Origin of the sequence: Blautia sp. AM42-2, assembly GCF_003480245.1 — a bacterium.
GTDB classification, from domain to species: Bacteria; Bacillota; Clostridia; order Lachnospirales; family Lachnospiraceae; genus Fusicatenibacter; species Fusicatenibacter saccharivorans.
On sequence record NZ_QUIM01000001.1, the window covers coordinates 389,843 to 410,894 of the forward strand.

Sequence of the window (21,052 nt, forward strand, 5' to 3'; positions counted from 1 at the left end):
AAGGACAGCAGAAATGATTAAAATTGATCTGATTACAGGCTTCCTTGGCTCAGGGAAGACGACTTTTTTGAAACAGTACGCAAAGTATCTGATGGCGCAGGGAAAGAACATCGGCATCCTGGAGAATGATTTTGGGGCAGTCAATGTGGATATGCTGCTTCTGCAGGAACTGCGCGGCGATCAGTGCGAGCTGGAGATGATTTCCGGCGGATGCGACAAAGAGACACACCGCAGACGGTTCCGCACGAAACTGATCTCGATGGGCATGAGCGGCTACGACCGCATTCTCGTGGAACCGTCGGGGATTTACGATGTGGATGAGTTCTTTGACACGCTGTACGACGAGCCGCTGAACCGCTGGTATGAGGCGGGAAGCGTCATCACGATTCTGGATGCCGGGCTCGATGAGAAGCTGTCGGAGGAAGAAGAGTATCTGCTGGCTTCCGAGGCAGCGAACGCTGGTAAAATCGTGCTGAGCAAAGTACAGAATGTTTCGGAGGAAAAGAAAGAAGAAACGATTGCCCATCTGAACCGCACGCTCGAGCAGGCAGGCTGCAGAAGACAGTTTTCTGATGCAGAAATTTTACAGAAAAACTGGGATGATCTGACAGAGGATGATTTCAAAATGCTCTCCGAATGCAGTTACCGTTCGGAGGATTACCGGAAGCTGGATTTCGGCGAGCAGCAGACATTTGATTCGCTCTGCTTTCTGGAGCCGAAGATTACGGAAGAAGCGCTGAAAAAAGCAGCAGAAGCAATCTTTGCGAATCCATCATGCGGTAATGTATTCCGGATCAAAGGAATTGTAAAGACGGGTGAAACTGTGTGGAGCGAAATCAATGCGACGCGGGAACAGATGACATTCCAGGCAGTGCCGGAGAGCCAGGAAGTGCTGATTGTAATCGGCGCGGGGCTTTCGAAAGAGCGGATTAGTGGAATTCTCGGAATTGAGTAAAAAATGGAGCATGACGGAAAGGGGTATTTTCCATCATGCTCCTGCTGGTTGGGCTAAATAGCAGTTACTGTGAAATGCGCTGCCGTTCTGACAGTGTGGGGAACGGAATGATTTTGGAATCCCGTGCATCATCCGGTGTACAAAGAGCAGTCAACGGCTGCGGCTGATTTTCCATGGTCTGGAAGGAGAGAATGCCATCTTTCCATAAAACGATATCATCCGGTGAATGGACGGCAAAATAGCGGTGCAGCACATCGAAAAGAGAGGATGGAACTGCCGCAAGATCGTGCTCGGGATCGCTGGAATATAGAAAGATCCGGCTTCTCGGAAAACGACGGGAATAGATACCGGCAGAGGGAGCGGTAAAATCCGGGTTTTCGGTAAAATATAAGGATCTTTCTGCGGGTCCGGAAAACGGAATAGACAGCGTTGTGGAAACAACTGGCGCTTCTTCTGTAAGGGCTGGCTGCTTCTGAAATTTGCACAGGAATGGTATATTTTGAAAAAATGTATATTTCTTTCTCATAAGACTCACCTTTCAGCCGGAAAAGATCTGGCATTTGGCAGGGTGGATGTTATCGTTTACTTTAATTTTATCTTATCAGAAGTGCAGAAATAACAGGGTTAAACATTTGTAAAAAGCGTGTAAAACATCTTAAAGAGAAAGAAAAGAGAGGGGAAATCATATGGAACAGGAAGTAATGCAGGCCATTCGGGCAGAACTGGAAAGCAATATAGATGCAAAATACCGGGAATTTCACAGCTCTCTTGTTCCGGGACAGAACTGTCGGATTCTTGGTGTCCGCATTCCGGTTTCGCGACGGATTGCAAAAGCGACAGCAAGAGACCACTATGAAGTTTATACTGAACAGTTTAATCCGGAAGTCTACGAGGAGCTTCTGATCCGCGGAATGATGATCGGCTACGGAAAGCTGACCTGTGAAGAACAGACGGCAGAACTGGACCGCTTCGTGCCGATGATCAACAGCTGGGGAATCTGTGACAGCTCCTGTGCAACGTGCCATTTTATGAAGAAAGACCAGGAGTATTGGTATGGATATCTGCAGAAATGGCTGAAAAGCAGCCGGGAATATGAAATCCGGTTTGGTGTTGTGTGTCTGCTGGACTTTTTTATCAACGAAGCGTATATCGATGCTGTGCTGGAGGAGATGAAAAAGATTCATCACGATGGCTATTACGTAAAAATGGCCGTCGCCTGGGCAGTATCGATCTGTTATATTCATTTTCCGGAAAAAACACAGAAACTGCTGAAAGAAAACAGTCTCGATGACTGGACACATAACAAAACAATTCAGAAAATCAGAGAGTCGCTGCGGATCAGCAAAGAAGAAAAAGAGATGCTGAAAACCTGGAAGAGATAAAAAGAAAACCGTATCGCCGCGTTTCGAATATCGCAGCAATACGGTTTTCTTTCTCTTTTTTGAACTTATTCGTCCCATCCCTCAAAAAGCCGGATGTTGACGGCAATATTTCTTGCAATTTCACCTTCGCTTTTCCCGAGATCTGCCACATCCGATACCGGCGGAAAATCAGGTTCTTCTTCCGTCAGTTCCAGAGAGATCCAGTCATAGGCGGAGTGAATGGCATCTTCCAGCGCCTCGTCGAGGGTATCCCCTTTTGCATAGCAGCAGGCGAGATCTGGAAAATAACCTTCGTAGGTTCCCTGTTCGGTTTTATGAAAAACGGCTGGATAAGTAAATTTCATAGTGTTTCTTCCTTCTTCCTTTTCTTTTTCACGGAAATTCTTTTTTATCGTAGCACTTTTTCTCAAAAGATACAATGCCTAAAATACAATTGATCGTATTTGTAATCTATGCTAGAATGAAAAACAGATAATTGGAAAATACAAATGAAATCAAGGGAGGATTTCTCTTTGATAAAAGTAATTTTGTGGGACATCGACGGAACACTTCTGAATTTTAAGATGTCAGAACGATATGCAATTGATTACTGTTTCAACAAGTTTCATATGGGAACCTGCACGGACGAAATGCTGCAGCGCTACAGCGTGATCAACCGCGGTTACTGGGAGCGGCTGGAGACGGGAGAGCTTACGAGAGAACAGGTGATGCTTGGACGGTTCCATGAATTTTTTGAATCGGAAGGACTGCCGACGGATCAGGTAAAGGTATTCAATGATGAATATCAGATCCGCCTCGGCGATAAGGCTTTCTTCTGCGATCACGGAGATGAACTGGTAAAACAGCTGAAAGCTACCGTAAAACAGTATGCAGTAACAAATGGAACCACTGTTGCACAGGAGCGTAAACTCCGCTTTTCCGGGCTTGATCAGCTTCTGGACGGCGTTTTTATCTCGGAACAGGTCGGTGTGGACAAGCCGCAGAAGGCTTTTTTTGATGCGGTATGGAACGAAATCGGAAGTTATGCACCGGATGAGGTTGTGATCGTCGGCGACTCCCTCACAAGTGATATCCGCGGCGGAAAAAATGCAGGAATCCTGACCTGCTGGTACAACCCGGATCATCTTCCGAACAAAATTGAAGTTACACCGGACTGTACCATCGACAATCTTCAGGATATCCTTTCGTATCTGGATGAAAGCAGGTGATTTGCTAATGAGAACACGCGTATTACAGGAAAAAAATTATGCGGAGCGGATGCAGAATGGTGTGGAGCCGTACCTCGCCGCTCATGCAGAAGAATTTTACTGGGAAAGGGAGAGCGGTCATCCGATTCATGTTCTTCGTTACCGCGCATTCCGCCCGAGAGGTGTTGTTGTAATCTCACACGGTTTTACGGAAAATGCAGAGAAATATAAAGAGATCGTGTATTATTTTATCAAAGAGCATTTTCATGTTTATCTGCCGGAACACTGCGGCCACGGAAAGAGCTACCGTCTGGTGGAGGATCCGTCGCTTGTTTATGTCGATTCCTACCATCGTTATGTAGAAGATCTGCTCTTTGTTGCACGAAAAGCAAAAGCAGAGGCATGCGGTCTTCCGCTCGTTCTCTATTCTCACTCGATGGGCGGCGGAATCGCAGCAGCAGCGGCCGCCAAAGCGCCGCATCTGTTCCGGAAAGTGGTCTTGAGTTCGCCGATGATCCGTCCGCTGACCGGAAAAGTGCCGTTCGCCGATGCAAAACGGATCGCAGCTTTTGCCTGTGCCACAGAACGAGGCACACAGTATGTGGTAGGACAGAAACCATACCAGGGAATCGAAAACTTTAAACAAAGTTCATCCCTCTCCCGTCCGCGCTTTCTCTATTACCAGCAGAAGCGGGAAAAAGAGCCGCTGTATCACCTAAATGCCGCTTCTTACGGATGGCTCCATGCCGCCGCGCATCTGTACCGCGATCTGATGCGGAGCGGATGGAAACGGATCGAGGCTCCTGTCCTTTTATTTCAGGCGGAGAACGATCATCTTGTGTCCAACCGTGCCCAGGAGCGGATGATCCGGAAAATGGCAGAACGCCGTCCCGGCATGGCAAAAATGGTAAAAGTACCGGGCGCAAAGCATGAATTGTTTGGAACCAGAGGGCGCATGCTCCAGACGTACTGGAATATGGTATTTGCTTTTCTGGAAAAAGATCTGTAACAAAAGAGAAGGGATGACAAAATGACACAGACAGAAATCGAAGAATATATTACCCAGTTTCCTATCTATCAGTATGCATTTGTAAAACCGGAGGACATCGAATTCAATGACCGGGTCCGCCAGATCTGCAAAAAGGAGTGCTCCCGCTACGGAGCCTCCTGGTCCTGCCCGCCGGCGGTCGGCACTGTTGAAGTCTGTAAGGAGCGTTGCATGAACTACGATCACGTTCTGTTCTTCTCCAGCATCGCAGAAGTGGACAACATCATGGATATGGATGAGACATTAAAAACAAAATCGGAGCACGAAAAAATCACACGCGAAATCGAGCAGCATTTAAAAGACAAAACCCTGCTCACCTTCGCCCTTTCCTCCGATTCCTGCCAGCTCTGCGATAAATGTACCTACCCGAGAGGCGGCTGCCGCCATCTTGAACTGATGCATCCATGCATCGAGAGCCACGGCATCGTTGTTGCAAACCTGATTGAAAAAAACATGATGGATTATTACCTCGGTGAGCATATGGTCATATGGTTCAGCATGATTTTCTATAAAGAATCGTAATCTGTGATGTAATTTTCCATTCTTTCAAACGTATTTACAGTAGAGGATTTCGCTGTAAGAAATTCAGAAAATACACAAGAGGGGGAATGAAATATGCTGAGAAAGGCAGGAAATTTTCTCAGGTATCTGTTCGGTATTCTGATGATGCTGGCGGGAGCCGGTTACTGGAAAGAGGAGAAGGCATATGCATTGTCACTGCTGCTGCTTGGAATCTTCCTGCTTCCGGTTACCTGGAATACGATAAAGAAACGGTTTCATGTGGCGAAAGCACTTCCTGTGCTGCTTCCTGTGTTGCTGCTGGTTTCCGCCTGTGCGCTGACACCTGTGACGTACAGCAGTAAGGAAACACAGAAGGCATCTGCAGAGTCTGTTTCCGTCAGCGTTACGGCAGCGCCGACGAAAAAAGCGACGCCGACCCCGACTGAAACATCAACACCAACGCCGACAGCAACACCGACCGAAACACCAACGCCGACCGCTACCCCGACTCCGACTGCTACCCCAACTCCAACGGCTGACCCGACCGAGACGCCGACACCTGAGCCAACCATAGAAGCTGCGGCGGAAGAAACCGCTGAAACGCAGGCAGCGGAAGAATCACAGCCGGCAGTGACTGCTGAAGAACCACAGGTAACGGAAGCTCCGCAGGAATCGGATCCGTATGGAGGACAGCTCGTGTGGATTTCAGAGACCGGATCGAAGTACCATAACAAAAATAACTGCGGCAGAATGAATCCGGATCGGGCATATCAGATGACGAGAGAAAATGCAGAAGCCCAGGGGTATGAACCCTGCAAAAAATGTTTTTAAAAAAGAGAAATGAAACCCCGCAGCCTGATCGGGCAGGAAACCCCAGCGGCTGCGGGGTATTTTTGTGCTTTTTTCTGCATAAAATAGCGATAGAACAAAAAGCAGACCCGCAAAGCGGAGGAGGTTTTGGATGCGAAAAAAGAAAAAGCAGAAAAAATCACTCCATCCGCCGGGCGGGGAGCTGCTTTCGGCGATGCAGGTTCCGTCAGATCTTGCTTTTGGCGAGCCGGTTGTGACGTTTTACGGCGGGAGAGAAGTGCAGATTGAAAATTACCGCAGGATTCTGGAATATAATGCGTGCCGCCTCTGCGTGCTTACACAATATGGCAGGCTGCTCCTTGTGGGAGAGGGAATCCGGATTGTTTCGTATTCCGGGGAGGAGATGCGGGTGGAAGGGAGAATCGATCAGGTGACGTTTCAATAAGTGTAATGATTCCAATCATTCCAATGCTGAAAAGGGGGTGTGCGTTTGCAGAGGGGAAAGGCTTTCTGGAAAGGCAGTGTGCGGATTCGTGTGACGGGCCGTGAACCGGAGCGTTTTTTCAATCTGTGCGGGCACCATAACATCACACTGTGGGACGTGACAGAACACAAGGGCTGTTTTGAGATGAGCCTTCTGCCGGAAGATTTTTTCCGCCTCCTGCCGATCCGCCGCAAGAGCGGTGTGCGCATCCGAATACAGAAAAAACAGGGACTGCCTTTCTTTTACCGGCGAAGTTTAAAAAGAAAGGCATTTTTTATTGGCATTTTTCTCTGCCTGGCGGGACTTTACACGCTGTCGCAGTTCATCTGGAATATTCATGTGGAAGGAAATTACGCGAACAGTACGCAGACGATCTTAAACAGCCTTGACGCGGCCGGGATTCATCATGGAAGCTGGAAAAAACGTGTGGACTGCAGCCAGACCGCATCGTATCTGCGGGAGCAGTTTCCGAATCTGACCTGGGTGTCCGCAAAAATAGAAGGGACGCAGCTTGTCCTTGCGGTAAAAGAAAACGTAGACGGCTATGTGATCGAAGAAAAAGCAGATGATCCGCAGAATCTTGTGGCGAAAAAAGAAGGGACGGTCGTGCGTATTATCACACGGAACGGCATTCCGCAGGTGCTCCCCGGTGATACATGTCAAGCGGGAGACATTCTTGTAAAGGGCGAGATTCCGCTTGTGAATGACAGTGGGGAAACGTATGATTATTCTTATGTTCACGCAGACGCGGATATTGACCTTGAGACGACGTGGTACTATTATGATACCTTTCCGCTTTCCCATACGGTACGGACATATCAGAAAGCAGAGAAAAAAACGCCGGTATTCCAGATTTCTGCTTACCGATTTTTCCTTGGAAATCTGCTGCCGGAGAATTTTGTGGAGAGTTTGCGGAGCATGACCGGAACGACGGATCAGAAAACAGAGAAAAAGGAAAATGGAGCGGACGAGGAAGTGTCCCTTCAGCAGCTTTATCTGACAGAAAACTTTGCCCTTCCGTTTTATTTCGGCTACCGTCAGAAATTTCCTTTTGAAGTTCAGAAAGAAACCTATTCAGAACACGAGGCAAAAGAAAAAGCCTCGCAGAATTATCAGAAATTCCACAGAAATTTATCAGAAAAAGGACTTCAAATATCGGAAAATCATGTTACAATAGAACTTAACGATACGTCATGTATCACAAAAGGGACACTTCGTGTGATAGAACGGGCCGTAGAAGCACAGCCCTGCGAAATGCAGAAGGTGTCGGATGGAAAGGAATCAATGGTAGATGAACAGCAATAACAACATGATAGAACTGCAGATGGAACTGCCCATCGAACATGAAAAGAAAGTATTCGGCCAGTTTGATGAACACATCAAAATCCTGGAGAGATCCCTGGCGGTTACGCTGATCTCCCGGGACGGCGTTTTAAAAATTGTAGGCCCGGCATCGAATGCAGCGCGCGCAAAGGAATGTCTGACACAGCTTCTGGAGCTTTCACGCCGCGGAAACGATATCACGACACAGAACGTCAATTATGCAATCTCACTTGTTATGGAGGACAGCGGAAGCAGCCTTGCGGAAATCGACAGTGACTGCATCTGCCACACGGTCGCAGGCCGTCCGGTCAAACCGAAAACACTCGGTCAGAAAGCGTACGTGGATGCGATTCGGGAAAAGATGATCGTCTTCGGCGTCGGCCCTGCCGGAACCGGAAAAACGTACCTTGCGATGGCGATGGCGATCACGGCATTCCGAAACGATGAGGTAGGCCGTATTATCCTGACGCGTCCGGCGATTGAGGCGGGTGAGAAACTCGGTTTCCTGCCAGGAGATCTGCAGAGCAAAATCGACCCGTATCTGCGGCCGCTCTACGACGCGCTGTATCAGATCATGGGAGCAGAGAGCTTCCAGAAAAACATGGAAAAAGGCCTGATTGAGGTTGCGCCGCTCGCGTACATGCGAGGCCGTACGCTCGACAATGCGTTTATTATCCTCGATGAGGCACAGAATACGACACCGGCGCAGATGAAGATGTTCCTGACCCGTATCGGTTTCGGTTCCAAAGTCATTGTAACCGGAGATGCCTCTCAGAAGGACCTTCCTTCCGGTACACGCTCCGGCCTTGATGTGGCAATGCAGGTACTGAAAAAAGTAGACGGAATTTCCTTCTGCGAGCTGACGAGCAAGGACGTTGTCCGTCATCCGCTGGTGCAGAAGATTGTACAGGCTTACGATGAATATGAAAAGAAAGCAAAGCCGGAAAATCACAGCGGCAGAGCAAAAAGTACGACGAGAAAACGGAGGGAAAATAAATGACACTGACGTTTGAAAATGAACAGGATTTTGACCTTGGATTTGATCCGGAAGAGGTTGCAGCAGCGGTAATCAATGGTGTGCTGGATCAGGAAGCGTGCCCGTATGAGGCAGAAGTAGAACTGATTCTGACCGATCCGGAAAATATCCGCACCATGAACCGGGAACACAGAAACATTGACCGGGAGACAGACGTGCTTTCTTTCCCGATGGTAGATTATCCTTCTCCGGCTTCGTTCGATTTTCTGGAGACGGAAGAGGGAGATGACTGTTTTAACCCGGACAGCGGTGAGCTGATGCTGGGTGATATCGTAATTTCTGTTGCGCGCGCAAGAGCGCAGGCGGAGGAATACGGTCATTCTTTAAGACGCGAATTTGCTTTTCTTGTTGCACACAGTATGCTGCATCTTCTGGGTTATGATCATATGACACCGGAGGAAGCAGCCGTGATGGAGGCAAAGCAGGAAGAGGTGCTGCAGCGTCTCGGTATCACAAGAGACTGATTGAAAGCAGAAAGGGAGGGGTCTTTATCAAAAAGAGAGGGTTTTACACATTGGGGATTGCTCTGCTGGGAAGCATGATGCTGTTCGGATGCCGGAAAATTGGGGAAACGGCACCGGAAACTGCATCGGCAGGAACTTCTTATGTCTCAGAAGAGACAGCAGGGGAAAGCAAGACAGAAACGAAAGCTACGGAACCACCGGTCCCGACCGAAGATCCGGCACCGGAGCCGCTGGTTCCGGAAGCGATTGAGCCGACACCCGCGGAGGATGCGCTGCCGGAAGGTATGGTGAAAAGTTATCTGACAGGAGAACCTGTCGCCGAAGTACAGGGAAGAAGGCGCCCGGTGGCGGTCATGCTGAGCAATATCATCAGCGCCTGCCCGCAGAGCGGTATCAGCCGTGCAGGAGTGATCTATGAAGCGCCGGTCGAAGGCGGCATTACGCGCCTGATGGGGCTGTTTGAAAACTATGATGATCTCGAAAAGATCGGATCGGTGCGGAGCTGCCGCGAATATTATGTGTATCTGGCAGCGGGATTTGACGCTCTGTATTACCACTATGGACAGGCGGCGTATGCGATTCCGCTGCTCGAATCGGATCACATAGACAATGTGAACGGCATGGAGTATTCGGAACAGGTGTATTACCGGACGTCGGATCGTCCGTCGCCGCACAATGCGTATTTGGATGCGGCCGGGATTGCAGCGGGAATCGATCTCTGCGGCTACCGGACATCTTACAAAGACGGTTATGACGGATTTTTCCAGTTTGCATCCGAGACAGAACCGGAAACTCTGGAACGGGGACGAAATGCCGCCTATGTGGCACCGGGCGGATATTTCCACAATAATCCATGGTTTTCGTACGATGAGGCGAGCGGCACGTATTTGCGTTATCAGTTCGGGGAAACGCAAATCGATGAGATGACACAGGAACAGCTTGCGGTGAAGAACATTATCGTGCAGTACTGTTCCTGGAAAAAGTATGATGACAATGCGGAATATCTCGATATCGATGTGGTAAACGGCGGAACGGGAACGTATATCACAAACGGAAAGGCCATCGACGTGACATGGAGCAAGGATGATCCGTGGGGCGTCACAAAGTACCGGGACAGCAATGGAGAGGAGATTAAACTGAATCCTGGAAAAACATGGGTTCTGATTGTTTTGGATAATTATGCAGATGAGACTGAAATCCGGTGATAAAGCTGGAGTTCAGGATTTTTCTCAGATCGGCTGGACAGATCCTGTGTTTTGCGGTAAGATAAAGAGAAAATCCGGTCATTTAACCGAATCAAGCAAGTCCCTCGCTTCTAAAGCGGTGGGATGAATTGTTAAAAGAAACATAACGGCAGTGGCAGGCGGAGAGAAATCGGTATCCTCCACTGACATGAGGCGAGTCACAGTCGAACTATTTTCGACATGTCAGACTCCGTGAAAATACCGACTGTGAGTTGAAACAAACAAAGGAGAAAAATACAGAAAATGGAAATTAATATACAGAGAATCAACGAACTTGCCCGCAAGGCGAAAGCAGAAGGGCTGACACCGGCGGAGAAAGAGGAGCAGCAGAAGCTTCGGAGAGAATACATTGCAGCCGTAAAAATGAACCTCCGTACCCAGCTCGACAATATTGATGTGCAGGAGAAAGACGGAACAATTGTAAATCTGGGGGAGCGTTATGGAAGCAAAAGGAAACATTAGAAAAGAAGTTTTTGCCCGAAGAAGAGCAGCCACACAGGAAGAAATCCAGGAAAAGAGCCGTATGATTTATGAAAAAATCACGGCTCTGCCGGAATTTCTGGATGCGGACTGCTTTTTTGCGTATATGGACTTTAAGAAAGAAGTCATGACGCGGGATCTGATCGAAAAAGCGCTGGAAATGGGAAAGACGGTTGCTGTGCCGCGCGTGGAAGGCGACGATATGGTTTATTATGAGATCAAAGATTTCTCCACGCTGAAATCCGGCTATTTTGGCATTATGGAGCCGGACGGCGGAAAGGTCTGCACGCGGGAAGAGGGCTTTTTGCTGGTACCCGGCGTGGCCTTTGATCCGGCGCGCCACAGAGTCGGATATGGAAAAGGATTTTATGACCGCTTTCTTGCCGCACATCCAGGGTTTACAACGGTTGCGGCGGCGTTTGAGTTTCAGCTGTTTGACGCGGTGCCGTTCGAGGAGACGGACATTCTGCCGCAGATACTGGTGACAGAACAGAAAATTTACTGTTAAGCCAATCACGATAAGACAACACGAGGACTAGTTGTTAAGTAACCAAAAACATAGAAATATGTTTATAAATATAGATAAAAGTGGACATACGAAATCTCTTATCTATAGCTTAACAATAGGTCTCAAGCCTAAGTGACTGCTACTGTCGAAAGACATGTTGCAGATAGGAACTATGTTAAGTAGTAAGGTAAAGACACACCTTTAGATGTAATCTTCAGTCTGAAGCTCTGTGAGTACAAACCAGGAAACAATGCTAATGTCCTGCATTGATAACAGGGAAACACATATCCTCTGCTTGACTTTGGCACGAAGAGCAATTCTCCGAAAGGAAGGTGTCAGAAATGACAAGTTATTCTTTTGTATTAGATGCTAATGGGAAACAATTAGCACCGACAAAAGAACCAAAAGCATGGTTTCTTATCCGTAAGAAACGGGCAGCATTGGTAAGCAAATATCCAATGGTAATACAATTGATGAAAGAAATTCCAGAAAAGGAAATCTGTCAGGATGAGATTCACTGTGGAATCGATGATGGCGGACTCCATGTAGGGATTGCGCTGGTTCAGAAATGTAAAACGAAAAATAAAGTTGTTTTCAAAGGAACCATGGAGCAGCGCAATGATGTAAAGCATCTTATGGAAGTCAGGCGAGGTTATAGACGTTACCATCGTTATCACAAAAGATACCGGCAGGCGAGATTCGACAATCGTAAATCTTCTAAAAGAGAAGGACGAATTGCCCCAAGTATTTTACAGAAACGACAGGCTACCATAAGAGTGATCCATTGGCTTAATAAGTGGATAAACATAACAAATTATTGGCTGGAAGATGTTTCTGTTGATATCCGGGCATTAACAGATGGGTATCAATCTTATCGTTGGCAATACCAAAAATCCAACAGACTGGATGAAAATATCCGTAAAGCAGCTATTCTAAGAGATGGCGGCAAGTGTATCGAATGCGGAAAATCTAATTGTAGATTAGAGGTTCATCATATTAAGCCAAAAAGACGAAATGGTTCTAATACGTTAGACAATCTGATTACATTATGTGAAAGCTGCCATCAAAAAACCGAAGGCCAGGAAGAATTATATATGGATCGATATTTCTCCCTGTTAAAATCTTCTGATAATAAAAATCTGAATTATGCACAACATGTAATGATTGGTAAGATGTGGCTTCGAAAACAATTGTCAGGTTTGGGGGTATTATATCTGACGAGTGGTGGAGATACAGCCAACAAACGCATTGACTGGAATATTGAGAAATCACATGCCAATGATGCTGTCTGTATTACGGACTTGCGGCCTGATACCTGTGATGTGAAAGAATGGACAATGAAACCCATGCGCAGACAAAGCAAAGCTAAAACCGACCATGTTTTAGGAATTCATCATAGGGATTTGGTTGAATATACATTCAAAAATGGCAAAACTCACAGAGGATATGTAACAGCACTATACCCGGAACAAAAAGCGATTAATTTTCAAAGCCCAACAAAACATTGTAAAAAAGTTAATGCGAGAAAGTGCAAATTACTATGGAAATATTCAAAAATCTATTGGTTTGAGAATGCGAGCTAAACACACTTGTCTATGATTAGATGTAATTAACTATATTATTTTAGGGAGGAGACGAATATGATGAATCTGGAAGAAATCGGAACAAGAGCCCGCCAGGCGGAGCCAGTGCTTCGAATCATGGAGACGGAGAAGAAAAACTGTGTGCTGAAAAAAGCAGCGGAAAATCTTGTGGCAGACGCCGAAACGATTATCGCGGCCAATGCGCTGGATATGGAGCATGGAAAAGAAAAAGGCATGTCTCAGGGACTTCTGGATCGGCTCTTTCTGGACAAAAGCCGGATTGAAGCAATGGCAGAAGGCATGTGTCAGGTAGCCGAACTGGATGACCCAATCGGGGAAGTGCTGGGAATGAAAAAACGCCCGAACGGTCTTCTGATCGGACAGAAACGTGTTCCGCTCGGTGTTGTCGGCATCATCTACGAGGCACGCCCAAATGTGACGGCGGATGCATTTGCACTCTGCTTCAAAACGGGAAATGTCGTGATTTTAAAAGGCGGAAGCGATGCAATCCACTCGAATACGGCGATTGTTGCCTCTCTTCGGAAAACACTGAAAGAGGAGCAGGTGCCGGAAGACGCCCTGCTTCTGATCGAAGATACCTCCCGCGAGACGACGGCGCAGTTTATGAAGATGAACCGCTATGTCGATGTCCTGATCCCACGCGGCGGCGCCGGACTGATCCGCGCTGTCGTGGAAAACAGCACGATTCCTGTCATTGAGACGGGAACCGGAAACTGTCATATCTACGTGGATGAGACAGCCGATCTTTCCATGGCAGTAGATATTATTCTGAACGCAAAAACACAGCGCGTCGGCGTATGTAATGCGTGTGAATCGATTGTGGTGCACGAAAATGTACGTGAAAAACTGCTCCCGGTTCTGGAGGAACGATTAAAAGAAAAACATGTGGAAATGCGCGCAGACGAAAAGGCAAGAGAATACATGCCGGAAGCAGAAGAAGCGACAGAAGAGGACTGGGGAAAAGAGTATCTCGACTACATCGTGTCCATCAAAACCGTCTCTTCCATCGACGAAGCGATTGCACACATCAACCACTACAACACAAAACACTCCGAAGCAATCATCACCAACAACTACACCCACGCCCAGAAATTCCTGGACGAAATCGATGCAGCCGTAGTCTATGTCAACGCATCCACCCGCTTCACCGACGGCTTCGAATTCGGCTACGGCGCCGAAATCGGCATCAGCACCCAAAAACTCCACGCCAGAGGCCCAATGGGACTGCTGGCGCTGACGTCGATTAAAAATATCGTATACGGAACGGGACAGATCCGAAAATAAAAGAAGAAAGATCTTGTGTTAAAGGGCAACCCCGTTGATCCTCAAAAGGGCAAAGTCACTGATCCTGTAGCTACTCTCTACCCGATCACAGACCGCCCCCTTTCCGGATCATCAGCCAGACACAAGCCCAATCACCCATAAAACACAAAATGAAGACCTTGTAACCATGAAAAATGTGGTTATGAGGTCTTTTTTTACGTTAATAACAAATTATGCACAGATAAAAAGGCTTAAATACTGGGTTTTTGGGATTGGAAGTTTTGAAATTTCCCGATGAAACTCCGATTTCATCTGCTTTTTAGTAAGTCCAATTCATTCGCCATCAGCCCTTACCACCATAGATTCAACCTTACAGTCGGAAAAGTTTGCACGAAAATGTCATTCAAATATTCTATTGTCCTATCCAGCCACAGAACCAACAGTTTTGCCCTTTTTAGGCTCAAGGCGTTTGCCCTTTAACAGATCTTGGCTTAACAGTGATAAGGAACTAATTTACTTATCAACTGTTAGCTGACGGTTTCCGGGGTGCATACGGACAAATCCCGTCTGATTTCTAACAGGAAGTCAGACGGGATTTTCGCTTTATATTTCGAATTATGGAGGACATACCATGAAAACCTTAATATCTTGTGCTTACACTATGGATAATTGCTGTGTGGAATTGAAATTCAGGGACGGCAGAATGATTGCGATTGACACTATCGCTGTTGAGAACGAGATTGCAGACAATATGTATCAGCGGTCAGAGTTGGATTATTTGATCTACAATGACCCGATAGCATATGCTGACTTGATATTGAATGGCGATCCCGAAACCTATCTGAAAACTGTAACAGAATACAAGCCTTTGGATAGCTGACAACACGCTGCCCGCAGGAGAAAATCCTGCGGGCGTTTTTCTGTTTATTTATTTTCCTCCGTTGGATCTCAATTTTGGAAAGAAGATGACTATCTTAAAGCCCTTTCCCCACTGGGAAGCAGCTTCCAGACGAAAGTTTAGATCGTCAGCCATCTTCTTAACCAGGTAAAGCCCTATACCGGTAGCTTTCTTTCTGCTGTCAGTAGAATCCCCGGTAAAGCCCTTTTGAAAAATATACGGCAGATCATATTTTTTTACACCGATGCCGTTATCCTCAACTGAAAGGACATCTGCGGTCTCCGAATGTATCATAGAGATCGTTAGCATGGGACTATCGCTGCTATATTTTATGGCATTGCTCACGATCTGTCCCAACATAAACTGAAGCCCTCTACGGTCTGTATAGACTGTTTCAGATTGCAGTTTATTGAGAATTACAAACTGCTTTTCTTCCAGAAGTGGGGCATAGTCCTCCAGAACTTCCCCCAAGCACTGATTCAAATTGATATCCTCAAACTGATAATCCTTTGTACTGCTCTTTAACCGGGCATAGTATAACATTTGAGTGACATCCTCCTGAAGCTGACTGCGGACATAATCCAGCTTTGCTTGCAGGGGAGGAGATATTTCGTCGCTCCGATTATCCAGGAGCATGGTCAACAACGATAGGGGCGTTTTCGCTTCATGTGCCCAGCCCTCCACATATTCTTCATAGTCCTGTAGGGCATCTGCCATACTGTTACTCTCAGTTTTGTGTTCCTGTAAAACTGATGCCAGAAGCCGGATAGATTCTCCTTCTTCCCGGCTGATGGCACTGAGCAGCCGTTCCTCGTTGCAGATGGTAGGATCACTGAGGAAATCCCGGAACAGTTCTCGGCGGGTAGTCTCCCGCTTGTTTAGTACAAACAGAATCGCTGAAAACAAAAGGAGGCTTGTCAGAACTACTAACCCAATCAAGGGTTGAAATGCCTGAATGTCAGAAATCCAAAGAATGATAGCACAAAAGCAATCCACGCCCAACAGCAACAATAGCCAGGGGTAGTATCGCTCTGTTATGCGCCAAAGCTGCTTCATGGAGCCACCCCCGTTTCCAGACGATAGCCCATCCCACGAACCGCAACGATTCGCTGCTTCATCTCAAGACCGGACATCGTCTTTTTCAGCCTGGTCAGATTAACCTGCAAGGCATTTTCGTCTATGTATTCCGTGGTTCCCCATAGTGCTATGCAAAGTTGCTCCGTCGTGACCAGAGCATCGCCGCCGGACAAAAGAGCAACCAACAGTTTTCCCTGATTTTTTGGAAGCACGACAGAGGTATTATGAATATAAAGCGTGTAGGTCTGCTGGTCTAACAGGAAATCTGGTCCCTCTATGAGATTGGTACGGCCTTCATACCTTTTGAGAATATTGGATACCCTGGCAAGAAGTCGATCTTTTCTGCACGGCTTCGTCAAATATTCATCGGCACCCAAGTGGAACGCTTGCAGTTCATCCTTTACCTGATCTCTGGAAGTTAGTACCAGGACGGGGATAGCGGTTTTATTCTTTAGTTCCTGGCAGATTTGAAAGCCACTGATCTCCGGCAAATTCAGGTCTAAGATCACAAGGTCAGGACGGAGGGCTGCCAGGAGCCGAGCGGCATCTTCAAACTCGGTGATTGCCTCCGCAAGATACCCGTCCTTTTGAAGCATATTGCAGAGTTCTTCCCGCATATAGACTTCATCTTCCACAACAGCAATTCTTTTCACGGCAGCACCTCCTTCCAAATTATTCTTCTCTCTGTGGCTGCATCAGTGTCAGCAAATACCGATCACTGGAGCGCTTGACCACTCTCATATAAATATATTCTATCACGCAAAGCAGCAAAATCATAGCAGCAGATACAAACATCATTTCAGCCACTGTCCCACGGGTTCGGGACGAGAGTATCCCTGTAAATAACGCCCTGACTCCAAACAAACTGCTGACAGCCGCAACCAATACAGGAAGTCCCATAAACCAGGTAATTTGCTTTCCAGCAGACTGGCAAAGGGTTTCGTAAGTAGCTCCCAGGCGGATCAGAGTCTGGTATCTGCGCCCGGTTTTCTGCTGACTCATCAGGAACTGAACACCCACGATGGTGTTGGCAACTACCAGGAAAACAATCGCAAGATAGAGGGTAATATAACTGGATGCTATGGTGTAGAAAAGCTGACGACCCATATTCTGAAGATAGCTTTCATATTCAATGTCAGTTTCGTCCAGCTTCTCGTTCAAATCCAAATATGCAGTCATAAGGCTATTTCCATTCAGAGCTTGCTCACTGAGCACCGCATTGACATAGGTATCATACATTCCCTGACTATAATATAGGAATGCTTCATCCGGAAGAATCAATGCAAAGGACAAGGTTATAGAACGGTCCGTGACCAAATTCACAGACTGAACCTCTCCTGTAAGATGAATCGGACTACCATCCAGTTCCACCTTGGGATGCCCGGCCAATACTTGGTTCAGCATTGCGGTACGGCTTACCGTAGTAAACTCTGTATCAATATAGACAGCGGCCTCCTTTTCGCCTAATTGGAGAGCCGGATTGCCGGACAATTCCAACAAACGATTATAGTCCGATAAACAAATCAAATATGGGTATGTGGCATAACCAAGATTGTTCAGAAGGACATCCCGGTCTTCCGACTGGGGCAGGCTCCGAAGAGAGTCCATAACAGCGTCCATGCTGTAGGCATTATCATAATCTTCTGTGGTGCGAATACGCCCAACCCTCATTTCAAAAAGCTCTGAAAATTGATTTTCCAAACTGTTTTCTTTCAGGACTGCCTTTATATTCGGAAGAACCTGCGATGAATCTTCTGCAGTATGATCTTCAAAAGTATAGTCGATTACATGGCCAGAAGACAGGTTATTCGTTCCTGCAATTCCTACGCCCGCACCAAAACAACACAGTGCCGCCAGAATCAGCAGGGAGCTGATGGCCATGGAGTTTGACTGATGAATGACATTCTCCTGAATCTGCCGGAAGGTAAATACATGAAGCTGCTTATTTCCTTTTCCTTTCTTAACAATCAAAGCAATCAGTGCACGCATCCCATAGAAAAGCAGCATCGTACCAACTATGCCCAACAGCAAAGTCAGTCCCATCATACTTACCTTTGTCCATGCAATTCCCTGAATCGCCATGTAGTAAGCCACTGCCAACATCACACTTCCGCATATAGCAGCCAGTCCATAGATAACAGATGGCATTTGCTTTTTGGGGCGGTTCGTTGGCTGGGATAGCAAAGTACCGATCTCCTGGCGGCTGATTCGTCCACTCAAAATCAGAAGTGCCGTCAGCTTAATTGCCAGAAATCCTGCCAGCGTCCATTCAATCGCAAACCAGGATAAAGAAAACTGATGACCGATGATCCCCATGCCTACCAGCTTGGCGGTGACAAGACTGACAATTTCTGAAAGCACCACAGCCACAGGTAATCCTATGAGCATGGCAAGAATACTGGTCAGGAAATCTTCCGCCAGAAGCATACCAAACAGTTTACTTCTACGCATCCCCAACATTAGATAAACACCAAACTCATGCCGTCTGCGCTCGAACTGATACTTGCAGGCAAAATAGATCAAAAAGAACAGAATACCGAGGGTCATCCCATAAAACGCAGGAATCAGAAGCAGGAGTTTGTCAACTGCGTCACTCTCCATTTTCTGCAAAAAGAGCATCACATCTTGAGTGGAGATGGAAAGAATCATGTAAAAGGCAACAATAGAAATCACCAGGGAGCTGAAAAACAGACCGTTTTCCTTTCGGCTGCGGCGGCTGTTCCGAAGAATGAGATTAGAGAACATTTGCGCTGCCCCCTCCCAGTTGCGCCATCACCTTCAGGATGCGCCCGTAGAACTCCTGCTGGCTTTCGTCTCCACGCCGAAGCTCATGAAAGATCACGCCATCCTGGATGAACAGGATGCGCTTACAGAAGCTGGCGGCATTGGAATCATGGGTTACCATCAGGATCGTAGCTTGTTCGTCACGATTCAGGCCGGACAGCTTCTCCATAAGACTTCTTGCGTTCTTAGAATCCAGCGCACCCGTCGGTTCATCGGCAAGGATCATTTGGGGATGTAAGATCAGAGCCCTTGCTGCCGCAACACGCTGACGCTGGCCGCCGGACATCTTGGACGGAAACTTATCCAGAACATCAGTGATTTCCAGATAGTCAGCCAACTGCTTCAGCCGCTGGCTGCTTTCTGCTTCGGATACCCCATGCAAGGAAGTCGGGAGCAGGATGTTTTCCCTGCCAGTCAGGTTGTCCAGCAATTCAAAGTTCTGGAATAGATAACCAACTTTTTTGCCACGGTACTCTGCAAGAGCCTTTCCCCTGAGGGATTGCAGAGTATCGCCCTCCACCTGAATGCTTCCACCGGTGGGCTGAATCACAGTTGCAATACAGTTGAGAAGCGTGGATTTACCGGAACCACTGCTTCCCATAATGCCGAGAAACTCTCCCGGCATCACCTGGAGGGTGATCCCATTCAGTGCATTTGTTTGACTTGGCACATTGCCATAGATTTTTGTTAAATTTTCAATATTCAAAATGGGTTTCATGTGAATACCTCCTATCATTTGTAATAAAATGATAGCATGGGAACACAGCAAATACCACTTACAGTTGTTGTAAGGATTCAGGATATAAGTGGCGGCTCAAGGGGGACGAGCATATATTTTTTAAGAGCATCAGGCGACAATGATAAAATATACCGGATCGCCTCATTGGCAAACCAGTTCGTTTTAATTGTATCCCAATCAGCAAGCCGAATGATTTCTGCTGTGCCGTTCTCAAAATCAACTGACATTTCGCCCCATTCGCCGTCGCAGTCTGCCTGGTATTCGTAGATTGCGGCGGTGATTTTCTTTTTGCGCTTGGTTTTGGATTTCTGTTTCAGCCGGACTGCATGGATAGCACCCTCGGCAACCAAAAACTCCGTCAGCTTGTCCACTGCTTTCCGGTAGGCTCGCTCTGCACCGCTGGCTGTGCTGCCCTCAAACATAACCGCCAGTTCTTCAAAGGTGGGGCGGTTCTTCCATGAGCCGACACGCCCACAGGTCATACAGATCGCCAGCCGCTTTTCAAGCAAGGTTTGCTCCCGGTAATTCAGTTTCTCAAATGCCCGCTGCACCTTTTCAGCCTGTATGCCGTTCCAGAGGATGTCGGTATAGTTCCATGTATCATCAAGGGCAACATCTTCACCTGTTTCCTCGCCATCCTCGTCCGTTACATAGAATGGCTGCTGATTGCGGATGCCACGGACTACTTTCAGGTATCCTTCCGCAAGGGCAAGGTCGCAGTTGTATTTCTTTGCAAATTCACTGACCGCATCCTTGGTGTTATGGTACAGCCACGCCATTGACCGCACCATTTTGTAATTGGTCAGAGAGGATACCGACCATTTTTCTTCGCCCATGCGGAAACGGAGCATAGCATCCCGAATGAACGGAAAAATGTATGTTGCATACTCCGCACCTTTGGCAGGAGCATAGTCCATCAGCTTTTGGAGCATTTGCTCCCGGCAGGACAGTTTTATATCCAGAAAACGGTCTGTGTCGTATCGATTGCCGCCATCCACACCGAGAAAGGTTTTGATGCGCTTGTTAAGTTGCAGCTCGTAGTGGTGGAGAAAGAATGAGAAATATTTCAAGTCTTTTTCCCGTAGGGCAGACAGGATATATTCGTTCGGATTGTCTACTGTAGGCGGTTCCGGTTCCAGCTGGAAGATGCGCTCTGCAACATAGGGTGGGATGCCATCATCGGATGGATTGACAGCGTGTTTCGGTATGTATCCGGTCATATTCCATGAAAAATCATTCAGCATAGCGCACCTCCTTCCAGTTTA

The 21,052-nt window shown here is 47.3% G+C and carries 23 protein-coding genes; 16 read left to right on the forward strand and 7 right to left on the reverse strand.

The genetic code is table 11. From position 1 onward, the window contains the following. Window positions 1-13: 13 nt before the first annotated feature. Entirely contained in the window at window positions 14-955 is a 942-nt protein-coding gene (locus tag DW915_RS01860) for a GTP-binding protein (RefSeq protein ID WP_118741443.1), read from the forward strand. Between the two features lie 64 nt (window positions 956-1,019). On the opposite strand, the gene DW915_RS01865 is transcribed toward DW915_RS01860, so the two are convergent. Further along, the gene (locus DW915_RS01865; RefSeq protein ID WP_118741444.1) at window positions 1,020-1,481 is read right to left on the reverse strand and encodes a hypothetical protein; all 462 of its coding nucleotides are present in this window, start codon (window positions 1,479-1,481) and stop codon (window positions 1,020-1,022) included. Between the two features lie 160 nt (window positions 1,482-1,641). Here DW915_RS01865 and DW915_RS01870 point away from each other — a divergent pair, with 160 nt between their 5' ends. Further along, window positions 1,642-2,337 (forward strand): DNA alkylation repair protein, encoded by a 696-nt coding sequence (locus tag DW915_RS01870; RefSeq protein ID WP_118741445.1) that lies wholly within the window; start codon window positions 1,642-1,644, stop codon window positions 2,335-2,337. A gap of 65 nt (window positions 2,338-2,402) precedes the next feature. On the opposite strand, the gene DW915_RS01875 is transcribed toward DW915_RS01870, so the two are convergent. Next, window positions 2,403-2,681, reverse strand: coding sequence for a type II toxin-antitoxin system HicB family antitoxin (locus DW915_RS01875; RefSeq protein WP_055228190.1), 279 nt, complete (start codon window positions 2,679-2,681; stop codon window positions 2,403-2,405). A gap of 168 nt (window positions 2,682-2,849) precedes the next feature. On the opposite strand from DW915_RS01875, the gene DW915_RS01880 reads away from it, so the two are divergent. From DW915_RS01880 to DW915_RS01940, 14 genes are all read left to right on the forward strand, one after another. Beyond that, complete coding sequence (locus DW915_RS01880; protein ID WP_158568525.1) at window positions 2,850-3,545, forward strand: YjjG family noncanonical pyrimidine nucleotidase; 696 nt, start codon at window positions 2,850-2,852, stop codon at window positions 3,543-3,545. Window positions 3,546-3,552: 7 nt separating this feature from the next. After that, window positions 3,553-4,533, forward strand: a complete 981-nt coding sequence (locus DW915_RS01885) for an alpha/beta fold hydrolase (RefSeq protein WP_118741447.1) — start codon at window positions 3,553-3,555, stop codon at window positions 4,531-4,533. A gap of 21 nt (window positions 4,534-4,554) precedes the next feature. Continuing rightward, window positions 4,555-5,094 carry a DUF2284 domain-containing protein gene (locus DW915_RS01890; RefSeq protein ID WP_055217961.1) on the forward strand — a complete coding sequence of 180 codons (540 nt, stop codon included), beginning with the start codon at window positions 4,555-4,557 and terminating at the stop codon, window positions 5,092-5,094. Between the two features lie 93 nt (window positions 5,095-5,187). Beyond that, window positions 5,188-5,904 (forward strand): hypothetical protein, encoded by a 717-nt coding sequence (locus DW915_RS16285; RefSeq protein ID WP_118741448.1) that lies wholly within the window; start codon window positions 5,188-5,190, stop codon window positions 5,902-5,904. 130 nt (window positions 5,905-6,034) lie between these two features. Then, window positions 6,035-6,328, forward strand: a complete 294-nt coding sequence (locus DW915_RS01900) for a YabP/YqfC family sporulation protein (protein ID WP_022462556.1) — start codon at window positions 6,035-6,037, stop codon at window positions 6,326-6,328. A gap of 45 nt (window positions 6,329-6,373) precedes the next feature. Then, window positions 6,374-7,672 carry a sporulation protein YqfD gene (locus tag DW915_RS01905; protein WP_158580998.1) on the forward strand — a complete coding sequence of 433 codons (1,299 nt, stop codon included), beginning with the start codon at window positions 6,374-6,376 and terminating at the stop codon, window positions 7,670-7,672. Further along, complete coding sequence (locus tag DW915_RS01910; protein WP_022462554.1) at window positions 7,659-8,690, forward strand: PhoH family protein; 1,032 nt, start codon at window positions 7,659-7,661, stop codon at window positions 8,688-8,690. Before DW915_RS01905 ends, DW915_RS01910 begins: the two co-directional genes overlap by 14 nt. Then, a complete protein-coding gene (ybeY, locus tag DW915_RS01915; RefSeq protein WP_055228185.1) occupies window positions 8,687-9,190 on the forward strand; it encodes an rRNA maturation RNase YbeY in 504 nt (167 codons plus the stop codon). The genes DW915_RS01910 and ybeY overlap by 4 nt, the downstream gene beginning before the upstream one ends. Window positions 9,191-9,240: 50 nt before the next feature. Then, on the forward strand, window positions 9,241-10,395 hold the full coding sequence (locus DW915_RS01920; protein WP_118741450.1) for a DUF3048 domain-containing protein: 1,155 nt from the start codon (window positions 9,241-9,243) through the stop codon (window positions 10,393-10,395). A gap of 282 nt (window positions 10,396-10,677) precedes the next feature. After that, the gene (locus DW915_RS15850; protein ID WP_055267865.1) at window positions 10,678-10,896 is read left to right on the forward strand and encodes a DUF896 domain-containing protein; all 219 of its coding nucleotides are present in this window, start codon (window positions 10,678-10,680) and stop codon (window positions 10,894-10,896) included. Beyond that, window positions 10,874-11,422: a 5-formyltetrahydrofolate cyclo-ligase gene (locus DW915_RS01925; protein ID WP_199676765.1), complete on the forward strand. Its 549-nt coding sequence runs from the start codon at window positions 10,874-10,876 to the stop codon at window positions 11,420-11,422. Before DW915_RS15850 ends, DW915_RS01925 begins: the two co-directional genes overlap by 23 nt. Before the next feature lie 341 nt (window positions 11,423-11,763). Then, window positions 11,764-13,005 (forward strand): RNA-guided endonuclease IscB, encoded by a 1,242-nt coding sequence (gene iscB, locus DW915_RS01930; protein ID WP_118741451.1) that lies wholly within the window; start codon window positions 11,764-11,766, stop codon window positions 13,003-13,005. A gap of 60 nt (window positions 13,006-13,065) precedes the next feature. Next, window positions 13,066-14,310 (forward strand): glutamate-5-semialdehyde dehydrogenase, encoded by a 1,245-nt coding sequence (locus DW915_RS01935; protein ID WP_118741452.1) that lies wholly within the window; start codon window positions 13,066-13,068, stop codon window positions 14,308-14,310. A gap of 610 nt (window positions 14,311-14,920) precedes the next feature. Then, on the forward strand, window positions 14,921-15,169 hold the full coding sequence (locus DW915_RS01940) for a DUF6061 family protein (protein WP_085531192.1): 249 nt from the start codon (window positions 14,921-14,923) through the stop codon (window positions 15,167-15,169). Window positions 15,170-15,217: 48 nt separating this feature from the next. Here the strand turns inward: DW915_RS01940 and DW915_RS01945 are convergent, their stop codons facing one another. The 5 genes from DW915_RS01945 to DW915_RS01965 form a co-directional block, all read right to left on the reverse strand. Further along, a complete protein-coding gene (locus DW915_RS01945; RefSeq protein ID WP_118741453.1) occupies window positions 15,218-16,243 on the reverse strand; it encodes a sensor histidine kinase in 1,026 nt (341 codons plus the stop codon). After that, window positions 16,240-16,917 (reverse strand): response regulator transcription factor, encoded by a 678-nt coding sequence (locus DW915_RS01950; RefSeq protein ID WP_033121503.1) that lies wholly within the window; start codon window positions 16,915-16,917, stop codon window positions 16,240-16,242. Before DW915_RS01950 ends, DW915_RS01945 begins: the two co-directional genes overlap by 4 nt. Window positions 16,918-16,936: 19 nt before the next feature. Continuing rightward, window positions 16,937-19,009, reverse strand: coding sequence for an ABC transporter permease (locus DW915_RS01955; protein WP_062304189.1), 2,073 nt, complete (start codon window positions 19,007-19,009; stop codon window positions 16,937-16,939). Continuing rightward, the gene (locus DW915_RS01960) at window positions 18,999-19,766 is read right to left on the reverse strand and encodes an ABC transporter ATP-binding protein (protein WP_110442442.1); all 768 of its coding nucleotides are present in this window, start codon (window positions 19,764-19,766) and stop codon (window positions 18,999-19,001) included. Before DW915_RS01960 ends, DW915_RS01955 begins: the two co-directional genes overlap by 11 nt. 77 nt (window positions 19,767-19,843) lie before the next feature. Then, a complete protein-coding gene (locus DW915_RS01965) occupies window positions 19,844-21,031 on the reverse strand; it encodes a hypothetical protein (RefSeq protein ID WP_117504237.1) in 1,188 nt (395 codons plus the stop codon). Between the last annotated feature and the right edge of the window lie 21 nt (window positions 21,032-21,052).